22 protein-coding genes are annotated in these 18,510 nt (G+C 60.6%); 10 read left to right on the plus strand and 12 right to left on the minus strand.

The features are described from left to right. Nucleotides 1–49 precede the first annotated feature (49 nt). Nucleotides 50–3,103, plus strand: a complete 3,054-nt coding sequence (locus GSVR_RS18290) for a hybrid sensor histidine kinase/response regulator (protein ID WP_173202033.1) — start codon at nucleotides 50–52, stop codon at nucleotides 3,101–3,103. Here GSVR_RS18290 and GSVR_RS18295 read toward each other — a convergent pair. Beyond that, complete coding sequence (locus tag GSVR_RS18295) at nucleotides 3,036–3,626, minus strand: DUF4337 domain-containing protein (protein WP_173202034.1); 591 nt, start codon at nucleotides 3,624–3,626, stop codon at nucleotides 3,036–3,038. The two genes, GSVR_RS18290 and GSVR_RS18295, sit on opposite strands and share 68 nt — an antisense overlap. Before the next feature lie 303 nt (nucleotides 3,627–3,929). Here GSVR_RS18295 and GSVR_RS18300 point away from each other — a divergent pair, with 303 nt between their 5' ends. Together GSVR_RS18300 and GSVR_RS18305 are read left to right on the plus strand one after the other, a co-directional pair. Then, on the plus strand, nucleotides 3,930–4,532 hold the full coding sequence (locus GSVR_RS18300) for a short chain dehydrogenase (protein ID WP_173202035.1): 603 nt from the start codon (nucleotides 3,930–3,932) through the stop codon (nucleotides 4,530–4,532). Nucleotides 4,533–4,662: 130 nt separating this feature from the next. Then, entirely contained in the window at nucleotides 4,663–4,944 is a 282-nt protein-coding gene (locus GSVR_RS18305; protein ID WP_173202036.1) for a peptidylprolyl isomerase, read from the plus strand. A gap of 90 nt (nucleotides 4,945–5,034) precedes the next feature. On the opposite strand, the gene GSVR_RS18310 is transcribed toward GSVR_RS18305, so the two are convergent. The 5 genes from GSVR_RS18310 to GSVR_RS18330 all read right to left on the minus strand — a co-directional run bounded on the left by GSVR_RS18310 (nucleotide 5,035) and on the right by GSVR_RS18330 (nucleotide 9,781). Continuing rightward, nucleotides 5,035–5,799: an SDR family oxidoreductase gene (locus GSVR_RS18310; protein WP_173202037.1), complete on the minus strand. Its 765-nt coding sequence runs from the start codon at nucleotides 5,797–5,799 to the stop codon at nucleotides 5,035–5,037. 94 nt (nucleotides 5,800–5,893) lie between these two features. Then, nucleotides 5,894–7,126 (minus strand): multidrug effflux MFS transporter, encoded by a 1,233-nt coding sequence (locus GSVR_RS18315; protein WP_173202038.1) that lies wholly within the window; start codon nucleotides 7,124–7,126, stop codon nucleotides 5,894–5,896. A gap of 50 nt (nucleotides 7,127–7,176) precedes the next feature. After that, complete coding sequence (locus tag GSVR_RS18320; protein WP_173202039.1) at nucleotides 7,177–7,626, minus strand: MarR family winged helix-turn-helix transcriptional regulator; 450 nt, start codon at nucleotides 7,624–7,626, stop codon at nucleotides 7,177–7,179. Nucleotides 7,627–7,697: 71 nt separating this feature from the next. Continuing rightward, a complete protein-coding gene (locus GSVR_RS18325) occupies nucleotides 7,698–8,777 on the minus strand; it encodes a PQQ-dependent sugar dehydrogenase (protein WP_173202053.1) in 1,080 nt (359 codons plus the stop codon). Between the two features lie 167 nt (nucleotides 8,778–8,944). Further along, entirely contained in the window at nucleotides 8,945–9,781 is an 837-nt protein-coding gene (locus GSVR_RS18330) for an MBL fold metallo-hydrolase (protein ID WP_173202040.1), read from the minus strand. 330 nt (nucleotides 9,782–10,111) lie between these two features. Between GSVR_RS18330 and GSVR_RS18335 the strand changes: the two genes are divergently transcribed. Continuing rightward, the gene (locus GSVR_RS18335; protein WP_173202041.1) at nucleotides 10,112–10,510 is read left to right on the plus strand and encodes a DoxX family protein; all 399 of its coding nucleotides are present in this window, start codon (nucleotides 10,112–10,114) and stop codon (nucleotides 10,508–10,510) included. A gap of 27 nt (nucleotides 10,511–10,537) precedes the next feature. Here GSVR_RS18335 and GSVR_RS18340 read toward each other — a convergent pair whose 3' ends face one another. The 6 genes from GSVR_RS18340 to GSVR_RS18365 form a co-directional block, all read right to left on the minus strand. Then, nucleotides 10,538–11,800: a DUF445 domain-containing protein gene (locus GSVR_RS18340; protein ID WP_173202042.1), complete on the minus strand. Its 1,263-nt coding sequence runs from the start codon at nucleotides 11,798–11,800 to the stop codon at nucleotides 10,538–10,540. A gap of 191 nt (nucleotides 11,801–11,991) precedes the next feature. After that, the gene (locus GSVR_RS18345) at nucleotides 11,992–12,360 is read right to left on the minus strand and encodes a hypothetical protein (protein WP_173202043.1); all 369 of its coding nucleotides are present in this window, start codon (nucleotides 12,358–12,360) and stop codon (nucleotides 11,992–11,994) included. 226 nt (nucleotides 12,361–12,586) lie between these two features. Continuing rightward, nucleotides 12,587–13,120 carry a MerR family transcriptional regulator gene (locus GSVR_RS18350; RefSeq protein ID WP_173202044.1) on the minus strand — a complete coding sequence of 178 codons (534 nt, stop codon included), beginning with the start codon at nucleotides 13,118–13,120 and terminating at the stop codon, nucleotides 12,587–12,589. 51 nt (nucleotides 13,121–13,171) lie between these two features. Next, nucleotides 13,172–13,354: a hypothetical protein gene (locus GSVR_RS18355; protein WP_173202045.1), complete on the minus strand. Its 183-nt coding sequence runs from the start codon at nucleotides 13,352–13,354 to the stop codon at nucleotides 13,172–13,174. 77 nt (nucleotides 13,355–13,431) lie between these two features. Next, nucleotides 13,432–14,454 (minus strand): metalloregulator ArsR/SmtB family transcription factor, encoded by a 1,023-nt coding sequence (locus tag GSVR_RS18360; RefSeq protein ID WP_173202046.1) that lies wholly within the window; start codon nucleotides 14,452–14,454, stop codon nucleotides 13,432–13,434. 232 nt (nucleotides 14,455–14,686) lie between these two features. Further along, on the minus strand, nucleotides 14,687–15,322 hold the full coding sequence (locus GSVR_RS18365) for a flavodoxin family protein (RefSeq protein ID WP_173202047.1): 636 nt from the start codon (nucleotides 15,320–15,322) through the stop codon (nucleotides 14,687–14,689). Between the two features lie 157 nt (nucleotides 15,323–15,479). Here GSVR_RS18365 and GSVR_RS18370 point away from each other — a divergent pair, with 157 nt between their 5' ends. From GSVR_RS18370 to GSVR_RS18395, 6 genes are all read left to right on the plus strand, one after another. Next, nucleotides 15,480–15,833 carry a helix-turn-helix domain-containing protein gene (locus GSVR_RS18370; protein WP_173202048.1) on the plus strand — a complete coding sequence of 118 codons (354 nt, stop codon included), beginning with the start codon at nucleotides 15,480–15,482 and terminating at the stop codon, nucleotides 15,831–15,833. 65 nt (nucleotides 15,834–15,898) lie between these two features. Then, nucleotides 15,899–16,198 carry a transposase gene (locus GSVR_RS18375; RefSeq protein WP_173202482.1) on the plus strand — a complete coding sequence of 100 codons (300 nt, stop codon included), beginning with the start codon at nucleotides 15,899–15,901 and terminating at the stop codon, nucleotides 16,196–16,198. After that, nucleotides 16,195–17,049, plus strand: a complete 855-nt coding sequence (locus GSVR_RS18380) for an IS3 family transposase (protein WP_203978876.1) — start codon at nucleotides 16,195–16,197, stop codon at nucleotides 17,047–17,049. The genes GSVR_RS18375 and GSVR_RS18380 overlap by 4 nt, the downstream gene beginning before the upstream one ends. A 112-nt stretch (nucleotides 17,050–17,161) precedes the next feature. Further along, entirely contained in the window at nucleotides 17,162–17,371 is a 210-nt protein-coding gene (locus GSVR_RS18385; RefSeq protein ID WP_173195267.1) for a hypothetical protein, read from the plus strand. A gap of 24 nt (nucleotides 17,372–17,395) precedes the next feature. After that, entirely contained in the window at nucleotides 17,396–17,983 is a 588-nt protein-coding gene (locus tag GSVR_RS18390; RefSeq protein ID WP_173195268.1) for a TetR/AcrR family transcriptional regulator, read from the plus strand. A gap of 54 nt (nucleotides 17,984–18,037) precedes the next feature. Then, nucleotides 18,038–18,445: a hypothetical protein gene (locus tag GSVR_RS18395; RefSeq protein WP_173195269.1), complete on the plus strand. Its 408-nt coding sequence runs from the start codon at nucleotides 18,038–18,040 to the stop codon at nucleotides 18,443–18,445. Nucleotides 18,446–18,510 lie beyond the last annotated feature (65 nt).

Consider the following 18,510-nt stretch of genomic DNA (forward strand, 5'->3'; position numbering starts at 1 on the left):
CAGGCACTGGAGCCGATATTCTTCGTTAGATTCCGCGGAGTGCAAAACCATGAAAAACCTTTCTCCGAAAAAACGGCTGCCATCCCAATGGATCATGCTGGGCATGACCCTGCTGCTCCTGGGCGCTCCCATGGGGCTGAACCTGTACCTGGAGCGTGGCCGCATCACGTCACGGGTACAGGAACGCTTGGTGACCCAGGCACGGGTGATCCAGAAAAACCTGGCCTGGAACCTGGATGCGACCAACAAGGTGCTGAGCGATATCCAGCAGGAGCTGTCGCGGAACGGCAAGAACACCTACACCGCCAGGCAGCTCGGCGTCATCACCAACGCCATGCCAGGGGTACGGACCCTGAACATCCTCAACGCCGACGGAACCGTCGTCGCCTCCAACTGGCCCGAGCTGGTCGGTGATAATTTCAGGGAACGGGACTACTTCATGATGCCCCGGGAGCATCCCGTTGCCGACAGGCTGTACGTCTCCCCCCCTTTCAAGACCTCCCTGGGAATTTTTGCCTTGAACGTGGTGCGCGTAATCCCCGGCCCACGCGGCGAATTTGCCGGGGTCATTGCCGCCACGCTGGATCCGGAGTATTTCACCACGCTGCTCTCGTCGGTGCTCTACAGCAGGGACATGTGGACCGCCATCGCCCATGGCGATGGAATGCTGTTCATGCTGATTCCGGAAGGGCGAAAGACGGCCGGCAAGAACCTGGCCCAGCCCGGAACATTCTTCACCAGGCATCGTAACAGCGGGCAGGAAACCACCGTTCATGCCGGCATTGCCTACCTGACCGGAGAAAAGCGCCTTCTGGTCTGGCAAACGGTCCAGCCCCCGGAACTGAAAATGGACAAACCCCTGATGGTGGCGGTCAGCCGGGACCTGGACCTCATTTATGCCGGCTGGCGCCGCAACCTGCTGATGCAGGGCATGCTCTTCGCGATCACCGCGCTGCTTGCCTCGCTGGGGCTGTATGCCTATCAACGGCGCCAGCGCGAATACGAAAGCAGCCTGGCCCAATCATCCACCGCATTAAGGGAAAGCGCCGAGCGCCTTCAGATGGCGACGCAGGCGGCCGCCATGGGGGTATGGGATTACAACCTGCAAACCGGCCTTCTGATTTGGGACGACTCCATGTTCACCATCTACGGAACCGACCCGGCCTCCTTTTGTTCGAGCTATCATGATTGGAGCCGGACGGTGCTGCCTGAAGATCTCCCGGCGATGGAGGCGGCCCTGCAGGCCTCACTCGGCGGTGAGACCCCTTTCAACTGCGTCTTCCGCATCCGCCGGGGGGATGGAGAAATCCGCAATCTCAGCGGCATTGGCAAGCTCTATTACGATCCGGACGGCGCCCCCCTGCGCCTGGTCGGCCTCAACGAGGACATTACCGAGCGGATACAGGCCAAGGAGCGGCTGAGCCAGGCGATTGCGGCTGCCGAGACGGCCAATGAGGCAAAAAGCACCTTCCTGGCGAACATGAGCCATGAGATCCGCACGCCGATGAACGCCATCCTGGGACTGATATACCTGATGCACAAAACCGGGATGAATCTGCGCCAGCAGGACTACATCGGGAAGATAGAAAACGCGGCCACGTCGCTGCTGGACATTCTCAACGACATTCTCGACTTCTCCAAGGTAGAGGCGGGTCGAATGGAACTGGAGCGGGTCCCCTTCGACCTGAACGATCTGCTGCGCAAGCTGTCGGTGATCCTTTCAGCCAATGCCGGGCACAAGCAGCTTGAGATCGTTTTCGACATCGACTCGCGTGTCCCCGGCACGCTGGTGGGGGACCCGCTGCGCCTGCAGCAGGTGCTGATCAACCTGGCCGGAAATGCCGTTAAATTCACGGAACAGGGCGAAGTGGTCCTGTCCGTATCGATGGCACAGACCGATGCCGGCCAGGTGAGTCTCGATTTTTCCATCAGTGATACCGGCATCGGCATCAGCCGGGAAAACCTCGACCGGATCTTCGATGGTTTTACCCAGGCCGAAATATCCACCAATCGGAAGTTTGGCGGCACCGGCCTGGGACTGGCCATCAGCAGCCGCCTGGTGCGCCTGATGGGGGGCGGCATCCAGGTAGCCAGCAAACAGGGCCGAGGCAGTACGTTCAGCTTTCGGGTCGCTTTTGATCTACCGGCGCCGCGTTCTACGCCGGATGCGGTTACCGTCCCGTACCAGCCCCCCGCCGCTTGCAGACAGGACCGGTCGCCGCGCTGCCTGGAGGGGGTGCGGATACTGGTTGCGGAAGACAACTACTTCAATCAGCTGGTTTCGCGCGAGATCCTGGAGGATATGGGTGCCCGGGTGGTGATCGCCGGGAACGGGCGCGAGGCGGTGGAGCGAGTGGCTTCAGGCGAGTTTTCCTTCGATGTCGTACTGATGGACGTGCAGATGCCGATCATGGACGGTTACCAAGCCACGCGGGAGATTCGTGATTCCGTAGGGGAAAAAGGGCTCCCGATCATCGCCATGACCGCCAATGCCTTCGAGGTTGATCGGCAGCGCTGTCTTGAGGCGGGAATGAATGATCATCTGGCAAAGCCGCTCGATGTGGAGAAACTGGTGGCGACCCTGGAGCGGTACTGCACGCTGGATCGATCGACGGCAAAGCAGGTCTCCGGCCAGACTGCGGACCTCCCGCTGGATGCCGAAGAAGTGGCCGGGCTGCCCGGCCTTGACCTGCCCAGGACGATCAGGAGGATGAACGGCAACCGTCTGCTTTACGGTCAGATGGCCCGCATGGCATGCACCGGGCATATCGATATCGTACAGCGCCTGGAGCGGCTGATCCATTCCGGAGACACTGCGGCCGCCGGGCAGTTGCTGCACACCTTCAGAGGGGTCATGATCAATCTGGGCGCCGCCCAACTCGGGGAGTGTGCCGGAACATTCGAAGCGGCCCTGCACCAAGGCAGTACCGGGGAAGACCACAGGGCGCTCCTTGCCAGACTGGAACGTCTCTGCAATGAGGCGTTCGCTTCCCTGCGCATCATCGTGAAACGGTACGGCCAGGGGGAGCCTACGCCTACGACAGCAGCCTGGTCAGCGCCATCGGATGAAACGCCAGCCCAAGCACCCCGGCCAGCCCCATGACGATTCCGAACCCGGCGAGCGTCCAGGCCAGGAAAAGCAGCGAGCGTTTCCCGGTGAGGGCGGTGATCGCCAGCATGGCCAGGGAAATCGAAAGGGTGGCGTCGGAAAGGTCGAACTGGTCGTCGCGGTAATTCAGGTCGTCGTACTGTTTGTCGAATCCCTTCGCTTTTTTCATCAGCGCCTCTTCTTCCGCCTGGTACCGCACTATCGTCTCCTGAAACCCCTTCTGCTGGCGCTCCAGCACCACCTCCATCGGTCCTTTGGCCAGTGTCCGGAGCGCCTGGGCCTGACTCAGCCCCAGTTCCGCCATGTGATGCTTGAGCTTTTTGGACTGGTACTCGTTCCAGCTGTCCACGGCGTCGGACTTGGCCTGCAGCATGGCCTGCACGATGTTATCGTCCTTGACCTTGGTGACGGCCATGAAAACGGAAATGATGGCCACACTTATTGCCACCAGATTGTTGAGTCGGTTTTTTGCATCTGACCGATCGAGTTGTTCCCGGAGTTCCTGAATTTCGCTCATGGCATTCCTTTCCTGATACTTTTTGAGCCCGGCAGCCCCTCATGCACGGCCGCCTGCGTGGGGGAATGCTCTGTCCGCTCACCCGCTGGTATCGGGCACTATAGCACATCGCCAGACAAACACCGAGATCGATGTGGGCATTTCCCGTGCTCCCCCCCGCCACAGGAGTATCCCGTTCCGGGAACGCGGCAACCACCATCTTCGACGGCCCCCGCATCCTCTTCTTCGGGTACACTATAAGAAAAAGCCATGTCCCGAACAGCCGGGCGGAGCAGCGGATGACACGGAAGAGAGAAGGATGACATGCGCATTTTACTGGTCGGCGGCACCGGAACAATCGGCCGGGAGGTTGCCAGGGCGCTGCAGACGGAGCACGAGGTGTTGAGCGCAAGCCGCAGCAGCGTCATGCTGCAGGTGGACATTGCCGAGCCGGAGAGTGTGGAGGCGATGTTTCGCAAAATCGGGGCCTGCGATGCCGTGGTATGCGCCGCCGGTGACGCCCGCTTCGCTTCCCTGGACGAACTGCAGTACGACGACTTCCTGTTCAGTTTTCGCAACAAGCTGATGGGACAGATCAACCTGGTCCGGATCGGCCGGAACTTCATCAGTGACAACGGTTCGTTCACCCTTACCAGTGGTGTGCTGGCCCGCACGCCGATGCCGGGCAGCAGCGCGGTCAGCATGGTCAACGCCGGCCTGGAGGGGTTTGTGCGTGCTGCTCAGCTGGAGCTGGAACGGGGAATGCGGGTGAACGTGGTCAGCCCGGTCTGGGTGCAGGAGACCCTGCAGGCCCTGGGCCGCGATCCCTCCATCGGAATGCCGGCGGCCCGGGTCGCGCGGGCCTACGTGGCCGGAGTCACCGGCACCATGAAGGGGATGGTATTGGATGTAAGGGACTTTGCATGAGACACCTGCGGAAAAACCGAATATTCAGCGGAGCGGTTGCAGTCTTGCCGAAAGAGGACTGTCCCGGCTTCACCGATTGTGTTATTCTGCCTGATCTCAAATGAGACACCAACCAAACAAGGAGCACGCCATGGCACGAGCCACTGCCCGCCACATCCTGGTGGCAAGCAAGGAGGTCTGCGAGGACCTGAAACAGCAGATTGAAGCAGGAGCCGACTTTGCAGCTGTCGCAAAGCAGCATTCCCTCTGCCCCTCGGGCAAACAGGGGGGAGAACTGGGCTCGTTCGGCCCGGGCCAGATGGTCAAGGAATTCGACCAGGCCGTATTCACCGGTGAAGTCGGCACGGTGCTCGGCCCGATCCAGACCCAGTTCGGCTACCACCTGCTGGAGGTCACCAGCCGTACCCCGTAATTGCCCACCACCTGTTCCGCCGCAAATAAAAGAGGGGACGGCGCTGCATTCGGGCAGCCCGTCCCCTTTTTTTCCGGCCATAACCGCCGATTATTCGGCGTAGATCATTTTGCGGGTCATGCCGCCGTCAACCACGAAATTCTGGCCGGTGACGAAACCGGCCTCCGCTGAGATCAGGTAGGCTGCCAGGGCTGCCACATCCTCCGGCCGCCCCACCCGGCCGGCCGGATGCTGGGCATGGTCGCCGGCACTGAGGGCCGGGGGGCTGCGTCGGGTGCTCTTGCGCCAGTCGTCGACCGCTATCCAGCCGGGGCTGATGCAGTTCACCCGGATCTCCGGCCCCAGGCTGACCGCCAGGGCATGGGTCAGGGCCACGATGCCCCCCTTACTGGCGCTGTAGGCCAGAGTGTCCGGCTCGGATTGCAGGGCCCGCGTGGATGCGATGGTGACGATGCTCCCCTGGCATGTGCGCAGAAGTGTGACAGCGTGCTTGCAGCACAGAAAGGTGCCGGTCAGGTTGACCGCCAGCACCCTGTTCCAGTCATCCAGCTCCAGCCGCTCCACCGGCGCCCCCACCGGCGCGGCGATTCCGGCACAGGTGACCAGGGCATCCAGCCGTCCGAAGCGCCCGCCGATCATATCCATCAGCTCGGTCACGGCCGCCTCATCAGCCACGTCCAGTGTCAGCCCCATGACCTGTGGCCCCAGTTCAGCAGCGGTCTCTGCCGCCGCCTCGCCATCGATGTCGGCAATCACCACTCGCATCCCGTCCCGTGCCAACCGCAGGGCGATCCCCTTGCCGATCCCCTGGCCCCCGCCGGTCACCACAGCCACCCTGCCATCCTTGTACGTCATATCCGGCCCCCTGAAGAGATTGAGCAGCGTTTATTATAACCGGCTCGGCACATAAGGAAAGACCGCACCGGCAGTACCGGCAGGATCTGCGCGTTCAGTTTCTGCGCCCGGTAAGGCGCGGGCCGACCGCGGCCAGCCATCCTGCCAGCGCGCAGGCCGCCATGACTGCTGCCATCGGCACGGCCGTGCCGTTGTGGAAAATTCCGACCAGGGCACCTGCACTGGCCCCAAGGGTGTACTGGATCGCGCCGAGGAGCGCCGAGGCGCTTCCGGCCGCCTTTTCGAACGGCGCCATGGCCAGGGCGGTCAGGTTCGGATACAACAGTCCGGTCATGCAGAGACAGATGAAGATGAGCATGACCTGCAGCGGGAATCCGCCGATACCGGTGAGGATCGCTGCCGTGAGCAGCAGCGCCGCAACTGCATTTGCCGTAAAGGCCGCATGCACGATGCCTTCGGCGGTGAAACGCCGCAGCAGCCTGCGATTGAGCTGCGAGGCCCCGATCAGGCCGCAGGCATTGGCGCCGAAGAAGAGCCCGAAGTTCTGGGGTGATACGCCGTGCAGCTCGATGAACATGAAGGGCACGCCCGAGATGTAGGAAAAGTTTATGCCGGAGACGCACCCGAGGGCGATGGCGTACAGCAGGTAGCGGCGGTTTTTCAGCAGGTGGCCGTAGATGGTTGCCATCTCCGCCATGCGACGGCTGCTGCGCCGCTCGACCGGCAGGGATTCCGGCAGAAAGGCGATCGATGCGCAGAGGGAGATGATGCCGAAGGTGGCCATAAATATGAAGATGCTCCGCCAACCGGCAACTAGCAGGATCTGCCCGCCGAACATGGGGGCCAGGATCGGCGCCGCCCCCATGATCAGCATCAGGAGGGAAAACATCTTTGCCGCCTCGGCGGTATCATAGAGATCGCGCACCACCGCGCGGGAAATAACCATGCCGGCCCCGCCCCCCACCGCCATCACTACCCGCCAGAAGAGCAGACCGGTGCCGGTATGCACACTGGCACAACCCACAGCGGAGACGATATAGAGCGCAAGGCCGATCAGAAGCGGCAGGCGCCTGCCGTAACGGTCGGCCAGCGGCCCGTAGAAAAGCTGCCCCCCAGCCGAGCCGAAGAGGAAGGCGGAGATGGAGAGCTGCACCGTGCCGAGCGGCACCTGCAGGTCGCGGGCGATCTGCGGAAAGGCGGGCAGGTACATGTCGATCGACATGGCGCTGAAAGCGGTCAGGGCTCCGAGAACCAGAACAAGCCTCGTCAACTGTCCCCTGGTCATCTCGGACGGGTGAATGGCGGATGCTGCGGAATGTATTCCCATTACTGTACTCCGGACAATAGTTGTATCAAACAACTATTTGCTTAAAAAAATTATTTCAAGAGATTGCTGCAGGCGCGTCGCAGCACGTCGCGGCAGGTTTCCAGCTGCGCCTCGTCGATTCCCTGCTGCGCCTCCCCGATGATCTCCCGGACCAGCAGGGTAGCGCGATCCATGATCCGTTTACCCTCGTCGGAGAGGAACACCAGGCGCTCGCGGGCATCGGTCGTGCTCGGTACCCGGACGATCAGCCCGATGGACTCCAGGCCGGCGGCCAGGCGCGCCATGGTGGTCTTGTCCTTGACCGTTTTTTCGGCCAGTACCCCCTGCGGCAGCCCGTTGCGTTCCCAGAGCTGGATGAGAAAGGAATACTGATCCGCGGTTATGGGCAGCCCCTCCTGCGCCAGCGCGATGTTGATCCGCCGTAGCACCACCCTTGAAAAGCGTGCCGCCAGGTGTCCGAGCGACTTTTCCAGCCTGTATTTGGGTATGGAAATCGTCATATAGTTGCATCATACAACCATATAGACGATCGGGTCAAGACAAATGCACGGATGCTTGCATTCCAGTCCTGCTACTTTTTCCTGCCGCCATAGGTAATCCGGTAAATGGCCCCTTGCTTGTCGTCGGAAACCAGCAGGCTGCCATCCGCCAGCACCTCCAGATCGACCGGCCGCCCCCAGGCCGCTTTTCCCTTCAACCAGCCTTCGGCAAAGACGGTATAGGCTGCTGCCTTGCCCCCCTTTAGCGGCACGAAAGTGACCCGGTAACCAATGGGGGTCGAGCGGTTCCAGGAGCCGTGCTCCGCGATGAAAATCCCGCCCCGGTATGCCTCGGGAAACATGGTGCCGTTGTAAAAGCGCATTCCCAGAGATGCCACGTGGGGCCCCAGCTCCAGCTCGGGAGCGGTGAATGAAAGGCCTGAGGGGGCCTTGGTGCCGAAATCCGGATCAACGATGTCCTTGCCGTGGCGGTAGGGATAGCCGAAATGCAGTCCCTTGACCGGAGCCCGGTTCAGTTCGTCGGGGGGGCGGTCATCTCCGAGCAAGTCCCGGCCGTTGTCGGTAAACCACAGTTCCCTGGTGGCCGGGCTCCAGTCGAATCCGACCGTATTCCTGACGCCCCGGGCAAAGATCTCCAGCTGGCTGCCGTCAGGGTTCATCCTGGTGATGGAGGCAAAGCGCGGATCATCCCTGCGTTCACAGATGTTGCACGGCGCACCCACCGGAACGTAAAGCCTGCCGTCCGGGCCGAAGCGGATGAACTTCCAGCCGTGATCCCCCTCCTTGGGAAAACTGTCGTTCACCACCACCGGCTTGGGGGGATGCTTCAGTCTCCTGGCAATGTCATCGAAGCGGATCACCCTGCCAATCTCGGCCACATAGAGGGAACCGTCACGATAGGCCACGCCGTTGGGGGAGTCGAGCCCCTTGGCAATCACGATCACCTCATCGACCTTGCCATCGCCGTTGCGGTCCACCACGGCATAGACCTTCCCTTCCGACCGTGTCCCCACAAAGACGATCCCGTCCGGTCCCCGCGCCAGGGACCTGGCCCCCGGCACGTCGCGGGTGAAATATTCGATTCTGAAATCCTCCGGCAGCCGAATATCCCCCAGGGAGGCAGGCGCCGGTATGACACTGGCGGGGAACATACCCGAAAGAAGTACTGTGGCGACGGTCGGCAGCAATCTCTGTCGCAGCGCCCGGATGACCTCGTTCATACATCCTCCCCGTTTGCACCCTGCACTGCCCTCGCTCTCCTGACAGGCCGGCATCGGTGCATTTTTTCGATCACAGATAAAACTGTAAGCCGTCTCGCTCAGTAGTCAACCAGCGGGTGTGAGCGGAGAGAGCGGGCCACCAGGGGATTGGCGGCCGACGGCGGCAACTCCAGGTGCGTCACCACCCGGCGGCAGAGCGACATCGGGTCGGACTCGGCGTATAGCGACTGCTGCACCGCTGCATCCACCCTCTGCAGCCATGACACCCCCTCTGCGATACGCCCGCCGATCCCTTGTGTACGCGGCGCCTGCCATGCCTCCAGCAGCAATTCCGGCTCCTTCATGCGCTGCAGTTGCTCCAGTGTGGCGATCGAGGTGCAAAAGTCATCGTAGATCGGCATGTCTCCCGCCAGCGGCACCGCATCGCCGGTGAACAGGGCTCCTTCCCGGGTCAGCAGGTATGACATCGATCCGGCCGAATGCCCTGGCGTTGCTATAACCTCCAGCATCAGCCCGCCCCCCAGATCCAGCACCTCTCCATCAGCCACGACACTATCCAGCGCTACCGGCCCACCCACCAGTCTATCAAAGTCCGGCACCGGCCGTTCACGCGCCTGTTGCCCGGTATCCTCGATCCAGGCCTGCTCGGCAGCGCCGGCCAGCACACGGCAACCGGTGATGGCTTGCACGGCGCGGGCCGCACCGAGATGGTCCGGATGGCTGTGGGTCAGAATCAGGCGGCTGATGCCCCTTCCCCGTCCAAGGCTTTCCAGGTAGGAGAGAATCGTGGTCTCGGCCCCGGCCACCCCGCTGTCGATCAGAGTGACCTCGTCACCGCATATCAGGTAGACATAGACAAAGCGTTCGATGGAGCCGGCCGGGGTGGGAACGGCAAAGGGGATCTTCAGGGCGTGGATGTGGTCGGTGATCTGCATGATGAACCTCCAAAAGGAAAAATGGGTGCGCACCAAAAACAAAAGGCCGCGGGTTCGATACCCGCGGCCTGGTTATACTGCAAGAGCGCGGGCTTTTGGCCCGCACTCCGGTTAATGGAGGCGCAGAGCCGTCACGGGGTGACGACTGCGACGACGATGGAGATGTGTGACTTAGTGTTCATGGGTAAAGTTTTTATCTCACTTCCACCGGGCTGTCAATGCCGCTCATGCGGATGTGCAGGAGTTTGCGGTGCACAGGTAACAGGACTAAAATTAATGGTGCAGCAGCGAAATTTTCTCTGATCGGATCAGCCAATCCGGAGGTGCACCATGACATGGTTCATGTCGAAATACAGTCCCCAGTGCTACGCACTGATGCGGATCGTGGTCGGTTTCCTGTTTCTGTGGCACGGCTGCCAGAAACTGTTCGCCTTTCCCAGCCCCATGCCGGAAGGAACCCCTGCATTTATCATCTATACCGCCGGCCCGATCGAGCTGATCGGCGGCATCCTGGTGATGATCGGCCTGTTCACGCACTGGGCGGCCTTCATAGCCAGCGGCCAGATGGCCTGTGCCTACTGGATGGTGCACGGGCCCAGGGCACTGCTGCCGCTTCAGAACCAGGGCGAGCTGGCGGTTTTGTACTGCTTCATCTTCCTGTTCATCGCCGCACAGGGGAGCGGCATCTGGAGCATCGACGCCATGAGGGGCGCCCCCCATGGCCGCTAGCGGCGGTCAGCCCTGTCCGGAGAGAGGCTACGCGAACAACAGCGAGACGGCATGCAGCAGCAGACCGATCACGCCGCCGACCAGGGTGCCGTTCATCCTGATGAACTGCAGGTCAGACCCGATGGAGAGCTCGATCTCGTTGGAATAGTCGTCGCTTTCCCAAGTCTGCATGGTGCCGGAAATATGCCCGGCAATGGCATTGCGCAGCGCATCCCCGTAGCGCACCACCAGCGATTCCAGGTGCTCGTTCAGGGAATCCTTCAGGCCGCGGTTGTCCGACAGGGCCGCACCGAGCCCCGCAACAGCGGCCGCAAGCTTCTCCTGCACCTTTGAGCCGGGCTGCTGCAGATCGCCCCTGAGCCAGTTCTTCAGGTCATTGCCGAGCTTGCCGGCGTATTCGCCCATGGCCCGGTCGTGAACGATCTCCCGTTTGATCGCCTCGATCCTGTCGCGCAGGGCCGGGTCTGATTTCAGCCGGGAGATGAAGCCGGTCACGGCCGTGTCGAAGCGGTACCTGACCTCATGGACCGGATCGGCATTGACCTCCTGAATGAAGGCATTGATTCTGCCGGCGATCTTCTGACCGGCCCCCCGGGAAAACTGATCGCGGTTGGGGATAAAGGCAGCCAGCAGCGGATATTCCCTGGTGCACAGATCATCAATGGCGTTGGCCAGCCTGGTCTGGGCCTCGTCGGTGGCCAGCCAGGCGGCGAAGCGCTTCAGCAGGTCGTCGAGCACGACCTGGTGGCGGTTGTCCTTCCTGAGGGTTTCGAGAATCGTCCCCGCGGAAGAGGAAACATCCACCCGGTGAATCCGGTCGCTCAGGGCAGCCTGCAGCACCTGCCGCACACGCTCGTCGTCGATGAAATCCAGCGATTCGGCAAACACGCGGGTCAAGCCGCCGGCCAGGTCGGCAGCGTTCTCCCGCGACATCAGATAGGCGGCAAGATGTCCGGCCGGATCGTACTCCCGCATCTTCGCGATCAGGGTGTCGCCGGCCAGGAACTTGTCACGGATAAAGCCGGCCAGGTTGCCGGCAATGGCTTCCTTCTTGTTTTTGATGATGGCCGTGTGCGGAATCGGCACCCCCAGCGGATGGCGGAACAGCGCCACAACGGCAAACCAGTCCGCCAGTGCGCCGACCATGGCTGCCTCCGCAAAGGCGGCGACCCACTCCCAGCCCCCCTGCCCCTTCTGGCTGCGGGCAACGACGAACAGGATGGCCGCACCAATCAGCATGCCCGTGGCTATCATTTTGTTTCTGAGCAAGAGTCGTTTTCTGTTTTCCACACTTTTCTCCCGGCTGATTTTCGCGCAGTTGCTGATAAACACAAAAAAACCGCTTCATCGGGTGGAAGCGGTTTTCCGGCGCGCGCTCTGTTTTATGGCACGGCTGCAGTGTGTTTGTCAACGCCCGGCCACCCCCCGTATACTGCTCACCTCGTCGCAACTGCCGACGCCGAGCGGGCATGATCCCGTTTTCAACGGGCACTGCGATGACGGCCCGGCGGCTGCAGGTGGCAATGAACGTAGATCATCCCCTTGTCGTCGGGATTGAAGCCGATCCCCGGACCGGCGAAAACCGCGCCCGTTTCCCCGAGCCCCGCCATCTTGCCCACTTCGAAAAGCTTGCCAAAAAGGCTCGGGCCGGACGCGCTCCCGCCTCCTGTCTGCACACCGCGCAGGACTTCCTTTCCGGCGGTGCTGATGCCGTGGCTCTGCGGCTCCACGATGCGTAGATAACCGTTGTACGTGAATCGCAGAACCGCCCGTTTTCCGATGGCTTTGCAAATGGCGCTTTCCAGTTGCATTCCGCCCTCGACTATGTCGGCGGTCTCCTGTTCGTTCATGGTGTGTCACCCCAGAAATGATATGCTGCAATAATGCCGTGTTTCAGATTATCGTCTCGGCCTGGATCGCGGCATAAGGAGCACCCGTTTTTTTTCCAATTATACCCTGATTTGCCACGAATAGGACGGGCCGATGAGCGCTTCGCGGAAGGAGCCAGCCAGGAGACGGAACCGGAAAAAGGGGCCGGCTGGTCCCTGAATGCTCGATTTCGCTCGAAAATCCCCTTCAGGGTTGCCATTCATGGACGGAACACCGGCGGATTGTCCGGGCCTCTCTTTCCGATATTCCCAGTGAGAGCAGAAAGGCATGATGCGCCTCGGGCGCACGCCGCTCGAACTCCACATGCAGCTGTTGCATGGCATTGTCGTCCATCCCGGCCGCACGCAGCAGTTCCACGAACATCTCCTTGTCCACCGACCGCAGCGGTCCCCCCTGTCCCTGCAGCCTGAGCATCCCGGCCAGCAGGCGTTGCTTGATCTGCAGGGCCTGTATCTCCCGCCCCACCGCCAGCAGCCGCTGGCTGACGATTTCGGCGGTGGAGCCCCCGCTCGAGCGGAGAATGCCGCTGATATCCCCGATACCCAGCCCGGCCTGCCGGAAGGAGCAGATGGCTGCCAGGCGTTCCCGGTCGACCGGCGAATACAACCGGTAGCCGGCCTCGCTGCGCCCGCTGGGGCAGAGCAGGCCGATGCGGTCGTAATACAGCAGCGTGCTGCGGGAAAGACCATACTGTCGGGCCAACTGCCCGATACGAAACATGGCGCCTCCAAAAGACGAGCCCCCGGTGCGCTGCCGGGGGCTCGATGGGGATCAGGCGTATTTCGCCCTTATTTCACGGACCCGGTCAGCCGGAAGCTCCAGCCACTCCAGAAAGCTTTGGTGTCCGTCGGGATTTTCCCGCTCGAACAGACGATGCCACTGCTCCATCGCCCCCTGGTCCAGACCGATCGCACGGAAGCGGACCGTCCATTCCTCCACTGTTACGTGAGCCATCGTCATTCTCCTTTCAGGTTGTCGAGTGTGTCACGGCCATGACACAGACAACGCTAAACCGTGAAGCGATGGACGGGTCAATCGTTTTTTTGCGGTCCGACCGTAAACTGCCGGCGGTCTCTCTCCCGCTGGAAGGCCCGGGCGCTGTTGTATCCCCGTTCGCCAAAGGGTTGCAGCGTTTCCAGCCACTGCAGGTGCAGGTCAGCTAGGGCCTGTTCAGCCGGTTTCCCGACCGGCGGTGTGAGCACTTCCAGCACCGAAAATTCGAAGGTGGCAGCCCCCTGCCGCTCCAGGTCACGCTGCAGCTCGCTGCTGAAGATCGCCTTGCCCATCCGCAGTTGAAACATCCTGCTGGTGCGCGCCCCCTCCATGTTCTCGCTGCTGCCGACATAGACCCTGTTGTTCTGCGTATTGCGGATCTGGTAGATGCCCATCTGCAGAGGCCTCTGCCGGTAAGCCTGCTTCATGGTGGTCCGCCGTTCCCGCTCGGTCTGCTGCGCCGCGCGGGGCTGCACCTGCGCGGTTGCGGGCAGATCCGACCGGAGCGGCGCCCCTTCCCGCCAGTATGCTGCGCCGTCGCGCCTGATCAGCCCCTCATCCACCAGCAGCCGGCGGATGGTGCAGTAGTCGTCGAACAGCGGCCCAATCAGGGAGGTCACCTGTTGCTCGTCATAGCGCCGATCCGTCTCAAAGCGCGCCGCGAACTGTTCCAGCACGATCAGGCGCTTCTTGTGCTGCGCCGGCAGCTTCTCCAGACGCCCGTGGCGGAAAAAGGTCTCCAGCACCTTGCGCCGGTATTCTTCCATGCGCGTGTCCTGCAACTCCCGCCCCACCGGTATATCGGCGACGATCTCGCGCAGTGTGGTATCCAGCATGCCCTGGTTGGCTTCGAAGACCGCATAGTACTGCTCCTTGCGGCTTGTGACCAACCCGGCCTGCTCCAGTTTGCGCAGGTGAAAGGATACGGTCGAGGCTGCCAGCCCGTGCCGGCTGGCGATCTCCTCCACATACTGGGGGCGCTCCAGCAGCGACTTGATGATGTTCAGGCGGGATTGGTCCGCCAGGGCCTTCATGATGGCAATGCTCTGGTCCGGTTTCATGGCTACCTCGATTCGATAGATGTCGAATCAAATATAGGTCCTGAAAAAAGAACTGTCAATATTCATTTTGATACACATCGAATTAAACACAACCGTGACCCGGCTATGTTTCTGACGAACACCGAAGGTACAGGCCCACGTAAGCATAAACGACAAAGGCGGCCGAATGGCCGCCTAAACAGTGCTGCTGCATTGAATTCGACCCGTCAGCGACCGGCGTGCCGGCAGCGGATCAGTGAATGAAACTCAGATAGGTCTTGGATTCCCGTTCCGGCGGGGGCACCGCCCCCTTGCCGTGCTCCACCAGCTTCAGCAGCCATGCCATGTTCTTTCCCAGAACCCGCATGATCTGCACCCCTTCCGTATCCTGGGTCACCTCCTCCGGACTCCTGCCATGGATCACGTTCCAGTGGTTGGAGGCGGGAATAAGCATCTCGGAGTACATCAGGAAGTTGTTCAACTGGTCGAAAGTCGGCAGGCCACCCGAACGCCGCACCGCCACCACCGCGGCACCGACCTTGTGGCGGAACAGTCCTTTGTTCACACCCGCCACATAAAAGGCCCGATCGAGAAACGACTTCATGGCGCCCCCCATGGCGGCGTAATGTACCGGCGATCCCAGGATGATCCCGTCCGCTTCTTTCATTTTCTGCACCCAGTCGTTCACCTCGTCACCCGGGAGCACGCACTGTTCATTCATGTTCTTCGCGCACATACCGCAGGCGATGCAGCCTCTGACAACCTTGTTGCCGACCTGAACGATCTCGGTCGCGATCCCTTCCCGCTCCAGCTCCGCCGTGACCATCTTCAGGGCGTGCCACGTGTTTCCCTCCCTGTTGGGACTGCCGTTGAATGCCACCACTTTCATGACGCCTCCTCCTTATCGATGGGTTCCAACCAGATCAAGCTTTATTTTGAACAGCCTTCGGGCTATATTTCATTCATAAGATCAAAATCGTCAATAACGTACCTTTTTGGAACGTAGTACCTATTTAAATACACAGTATCAAAAAAGGAGCCTAGGCATGAAAGAAAACCAGGCAGCACGCTCCATGCTCTACCGGGAAAAAGAGTACACCTGCGGCATCGACGTCACCCTGGCAGTGGTGGGCGGAAAATGGAAGGCCTCGATCCTCTGGCACTTGGCACCGGAAACCATTCGTTTTTCCGACCTGCAGCGGCGCTTTTCCGACACCACCCGCAAAATGCTGACCCAGCAGTTGCGGGAGCTGGAAGCGGACGGCCTGGTACACCGCGAGGTCTATCCCCAGGTGCCGCCAAAGGTGGAGTATTCCCTGACGGACAAAGGGCGAAGCATCTACCCCATTCTGGAGCAGATGTGCTCGTGGGGACGGGAGTATGAGAAGGATGGCGGGTAAGGATACTGAGCTATCTTCACATTTGAGGACACACCTTATATCCTAACGGACCAGGAGGGTGTGTCATGAGAATGAACCGAAAATACGATGCCGAGTTTAAAGCTGAAGCGGTGAAGCTGGTTTTGGAAGACAACCGCACCATTCGCGAAGTTGAAAGCAGTCTCGGGATCACGCATGGAGTCTTAAAAGGATGGATCCGGAAACACCGTGACCAGCAGGATCCGGCTATAGCCAGTCAAATATCTGCCGAAGCAGAGCTTAAGCAACTCCGCAAAGAGAACGAGCAACTCCGTCGGGAGCGTGAAATCCTAAAAAAAGCTGTGGCCATCTTCTCAACGGATCCGCATCGTTATTCGGGTTCATAACCGAGCACCGCTCCGAATTCGGAGTGAAGGAGATGTGCCGAGTTCTGGGAGTGACTCGGAGTTGGTACTACGCCCATGCGGCCGGCCGAGTAACGAATCGGCAGCGCGAAGACCAGGCGTTGTTGCCAACGATCAAATCAGCCTTCGAAGAGAGCGACAAAACATATGGCGCGAAACGGATTACCCATAACCTACGGCAGTTAGGGCGGCGCGTCGGTAAAAACCGCATCTGGCGCCTGATGCGAGAAAACGGCCTTAAAGTCAAGACGACGCGGAAGTTCAAGGTTACAACGAATTCAGATCACAAGCGTCCTGTAGCGGACAATCTGGTGAAGCGTCAATTCTCCGCTGACGCTCCCAATCGGCTCTGGACCGGCGACATAACGTACATTGAAACGGTCCAGGGCTGGCTGTACTTGGCAGTGGTCCTCGATGTATTCTCCCGCCGGATCGTGGGCTGGAGCATGAACAAACGCATGACGGATGATCTTGTTATAGCTGCCCTTACCAATGCGATAGTCAGGCGTCGGCCGTCACCAGGATTCATCTTTCACACGGATCGTGGTTCGCAATATTGCAGCAAACGGTTTCGTGCCGTGGTCGGGAAAGCAGCTGGTATCCAAAGCATGAGCGGAACCGGATGCTGCTATGACAATGCAATTACGGAGACCTTTTTCTCCACATTGAAGAGAGAACTGATTTACCACTGCTCCTTCACGACCCGGCAAGAAGCACAGAGCCGGATATTTCGTTACATCGAAGGTTTCTACAACCGCAAGAGGATTCACTCTGCGATTGGCTATCTCACTCCTGAACAGTTTGAGCAGCAGGAGCTAAAGATGGCAGCATAGAATTTTGAGTGTGTCCTCTATTGCGAAGACAGGTCAATACGTCCCCGTACCTCCCCCTGCGTTTCTCCCTCCAACCGTCCCATAATCCTGTCCCCGTATGCCGGGAACGTCCATGTTCGCCCGCCGCGTGCGCATCATGGTGAGCGTGAGCGGCCTGAAGCCCGACCCCCTCCTGCAGCACTGCTCGTCCTGCTCCATCCTGCCCGGCATCGCCCTCGGAAAGACAATCTCCTTGCGTCATTGCTCGCAAGGGGACCGGCCATGCCCGGTACGCTTTCCCACCCTTTCCCAAATGAGCATGAAAAATCGCTTGACCAACTAGACCGACCGGTCTACTATTTCACCCATGACAAAACGGGATACACGCACGGAACTGATCGCGGCCGGCATGGCACTGATTGCCGCCCAGGGGTACAATGCCACCGGCATCGATGCGGTGTTGAAGCGGACCGGGGTGCCGAAGGGCTCCTTCTACCATTATTTCGGCAGCAAGGAGGAATTCGGCCTGGCGGTCATCGAGGAGTTCGCCGCCCGTTTCCTGGCGCGGGTCGATGTCCTCCTGGCCGATCCGGCCCTGCCGCCGCTGGAGCGGTTGCGGGCCTTCCTGGAAAGGGGGCTGGAACGGTTGGCCGAGCACCAGTGTACTGTGGGCTGCCTGATCGGAGACCTGGGGCAGGAGCTGGCGGCCCGCAACGAGCGCCTGCGGGAGCGCCTGGACGAGATCCTCTTCTCCTGGCGGGAGCGTTTTGCCGCCTGCATCCGGGAGGCCCAGCACACGGGGGAGTTGCCCCCATCATATGATCCCCTTGTCATTGCCGGCTTCGTCCTCTCCGGATGGGAAGGGGCGGTCCTGAGCGCCAAGGTGATGAAGTCTCCCCAGCCGGTGCGGGATTTCATCGATACCCTCTTTGCCACCGTTCTCACCCCACAGTGAGATTTTCTTCCGCGGCAAGGCCGCGTACAAACCGTCAAAGGAGCCAGCATATCTATGGCAAAGCACGAAATCAGCGACGAGACCCGTAAGAATTTTCACCTCTTCTGTGACAACTTCCCCTTTCCCGTCATGCTGGTCCATAAGGACCGCACCATCCTGGCGGTCAACAAGGCGGGGGAGATGGTCGGCTACCCCACCGGTATCCGCTGTGTCGACATGGGCAAAAAGGAGCACCACAAGGGCTGCCAGGCCAACCAGGCGCTGAACGAGCAGACCGCCAAACGGGTGGTCGGTTATTTCGACTTTGTCGGAGCGGTGCTGGATTCCTACTGGATCCCCCTGGCTGGCAGCGACGAGTTGTACCTGCATTTTGCCGCCGATATCACGGAATGGGCCAAGAAATCCATGATTCCCCAAAAATGCGAGGCAGGAACGGACTGCGCCGGCTGTGCCTGCGGGTAAACCGACCGACACGATTGCACACAACGAAGAGGAAGTACAAAAGGGATCGCTCGTCAGCCGGTCCC

The organism is Geobacter sp. SVR (assembly GCF_016865365.1).
Lineage (GTDB): Bacteria > Desulfobacterota > Desulfuromonadia > Geobacterales > Pseudopelobacteraceae > Pelotalea.

Bases quoted from the DNA above. Each gene is read 5' to 3' on its own strand.
- GSVR_RS18345 (WP_173202043.1), bottom strand. From the start codon at position 12,360: ATGAACGAACAGGAGACCGCCGACATAGTCGAGGGCGGAATGCAACTG.
- GSVR_RS18315 (WP_173202038.1), bottom strand. From the start codon at position 7,126: ATGGGAATACATTCCGCAGCATCCGCCATTCACCCGTCCGAGATGACC.
- GSVR_RS18365 (WP_173202047.1), bottom strand. From the start codon at position 15,322: ATGAAAGTGGTGGCATTCAACGGCAGTCCCAACAGGGAGGGAAACACG.
- GSVR_RS18390 (WP_173195268.1), top strand. From the start codon at position 17,396: ATGACAAAACGGGATACACGCACGGAACTGATCGCGGCCGGCATGGCA.
- GSVR_RS18395 (WP_173195269.1), top strand. From the start codon at position 18,038: ATGGCAAAGCACGAAATCAGCGACGAGACCCGTAAGAATTTTCACCTC.
- GSVR_RS18350 (WP_173202044.1), bottom strand. From the start codon at position 13,120: ATGTTTCGTATCGGGCAGTTGGCCCGACAGTATGGTCTTTCCCGCAGC.
- GSVR_RS18295 (WP_173202034.1), bottom strand. From the start codon at position 3,626: ATGAGCGAAATTCAGGAACTCCGGGAACAACTCGATCGGTCAGATGCA.
- GSVR_RS18320 (WP_173202039.1), bottom strand. From the start codon at position 7,626: ATGACGATTTCCATACCCAAATACAGGCTGGAAAAGTCGCTCGGACAC.
- GSVR_RS18370 (WP_173202048.1), top strand. From the start codon at position 15,480: ATGAAAGAAAACCAGGCAGCACGCTCCATGCTCTACCGGGAAAAAGAG.
- GSVR_RS18310 (WP_173202037.1), bottom strand. From the start codon at position 5,799: ATGACGTACAAGGATGGCAGGGTGGCTGTGGTGACCGGCGGGGGCCAG.
- GSVR_RS18375 (WP_173202482.1), top strand. From the start codon at position 15,899: ATGAGAATGAACCGAAAATACGATGCCGAGTTTAAAGCTGAAGCGGTG.
- GSVR_RS18305 (WP_173202036.1), top strand. From the start codon at position 4,663: ATGGCACGAGCCACTGCCCGCCACATCCTGGTGGCAAGCAAGGAGGTC.
- GSVR_RS18335 (WP_173202041.1), top strand. From the start codon at position 10,112: ATGACATGGTTCATGTCGAAATACAGTCCCCAGTGCTACGCACTGATG.
- GSVR_RS18300 (WP_173202035.1), top strand. From the start codon at position 3,930: ATGCGCATTTTACTGGTCGGCGGCACCGGAACAATCGGCCGGGAGGTT.
- GSVR_RS18385 (WP_173195267.1), top strand. From the start codon at position 17,162: ATGTTCGCCCGCCGCGTGCGCATCATGGTGAGCGTGAGCGGCCTGAAG.
- GSVR_RS18290 (WP_173202033.1), top strand. From the start codon at position 50: ATGAAAAACCTTTCTCCGAAAAAACGGCTGCCATCCCAATGGATCATG.
- GSVR_RS18355 (WP_173202045.1), bottom strand. From the start codon at position 13,354: ATGGCTCACGTAACAGTGGAGGAATGGACGGTCCGCTTCCGTGCGATC.
- GSVR_RS18325 (WP_173202053.1), bottom strand. From the start codon at position 8,777: ATGTTCCCCGCCAGTGTCATACCGGCGCCTGCCTCCCTGGGGGATATT.
- GSVR_RS18330 (WP_173202040.1), bottom strand. From the start codon at position 9,781: ATGCAGATCACCGACCACATCCACGCCCTGAAGATCCCCTTTGCCGTT.
- GSVR_RS18360 (WP_173202046.1), bottom strand. From the start codon at position 14,454: ATGAAACCGGACCAGAGCATTGCCATCATGAAGGCCCTGGCGGACCAA.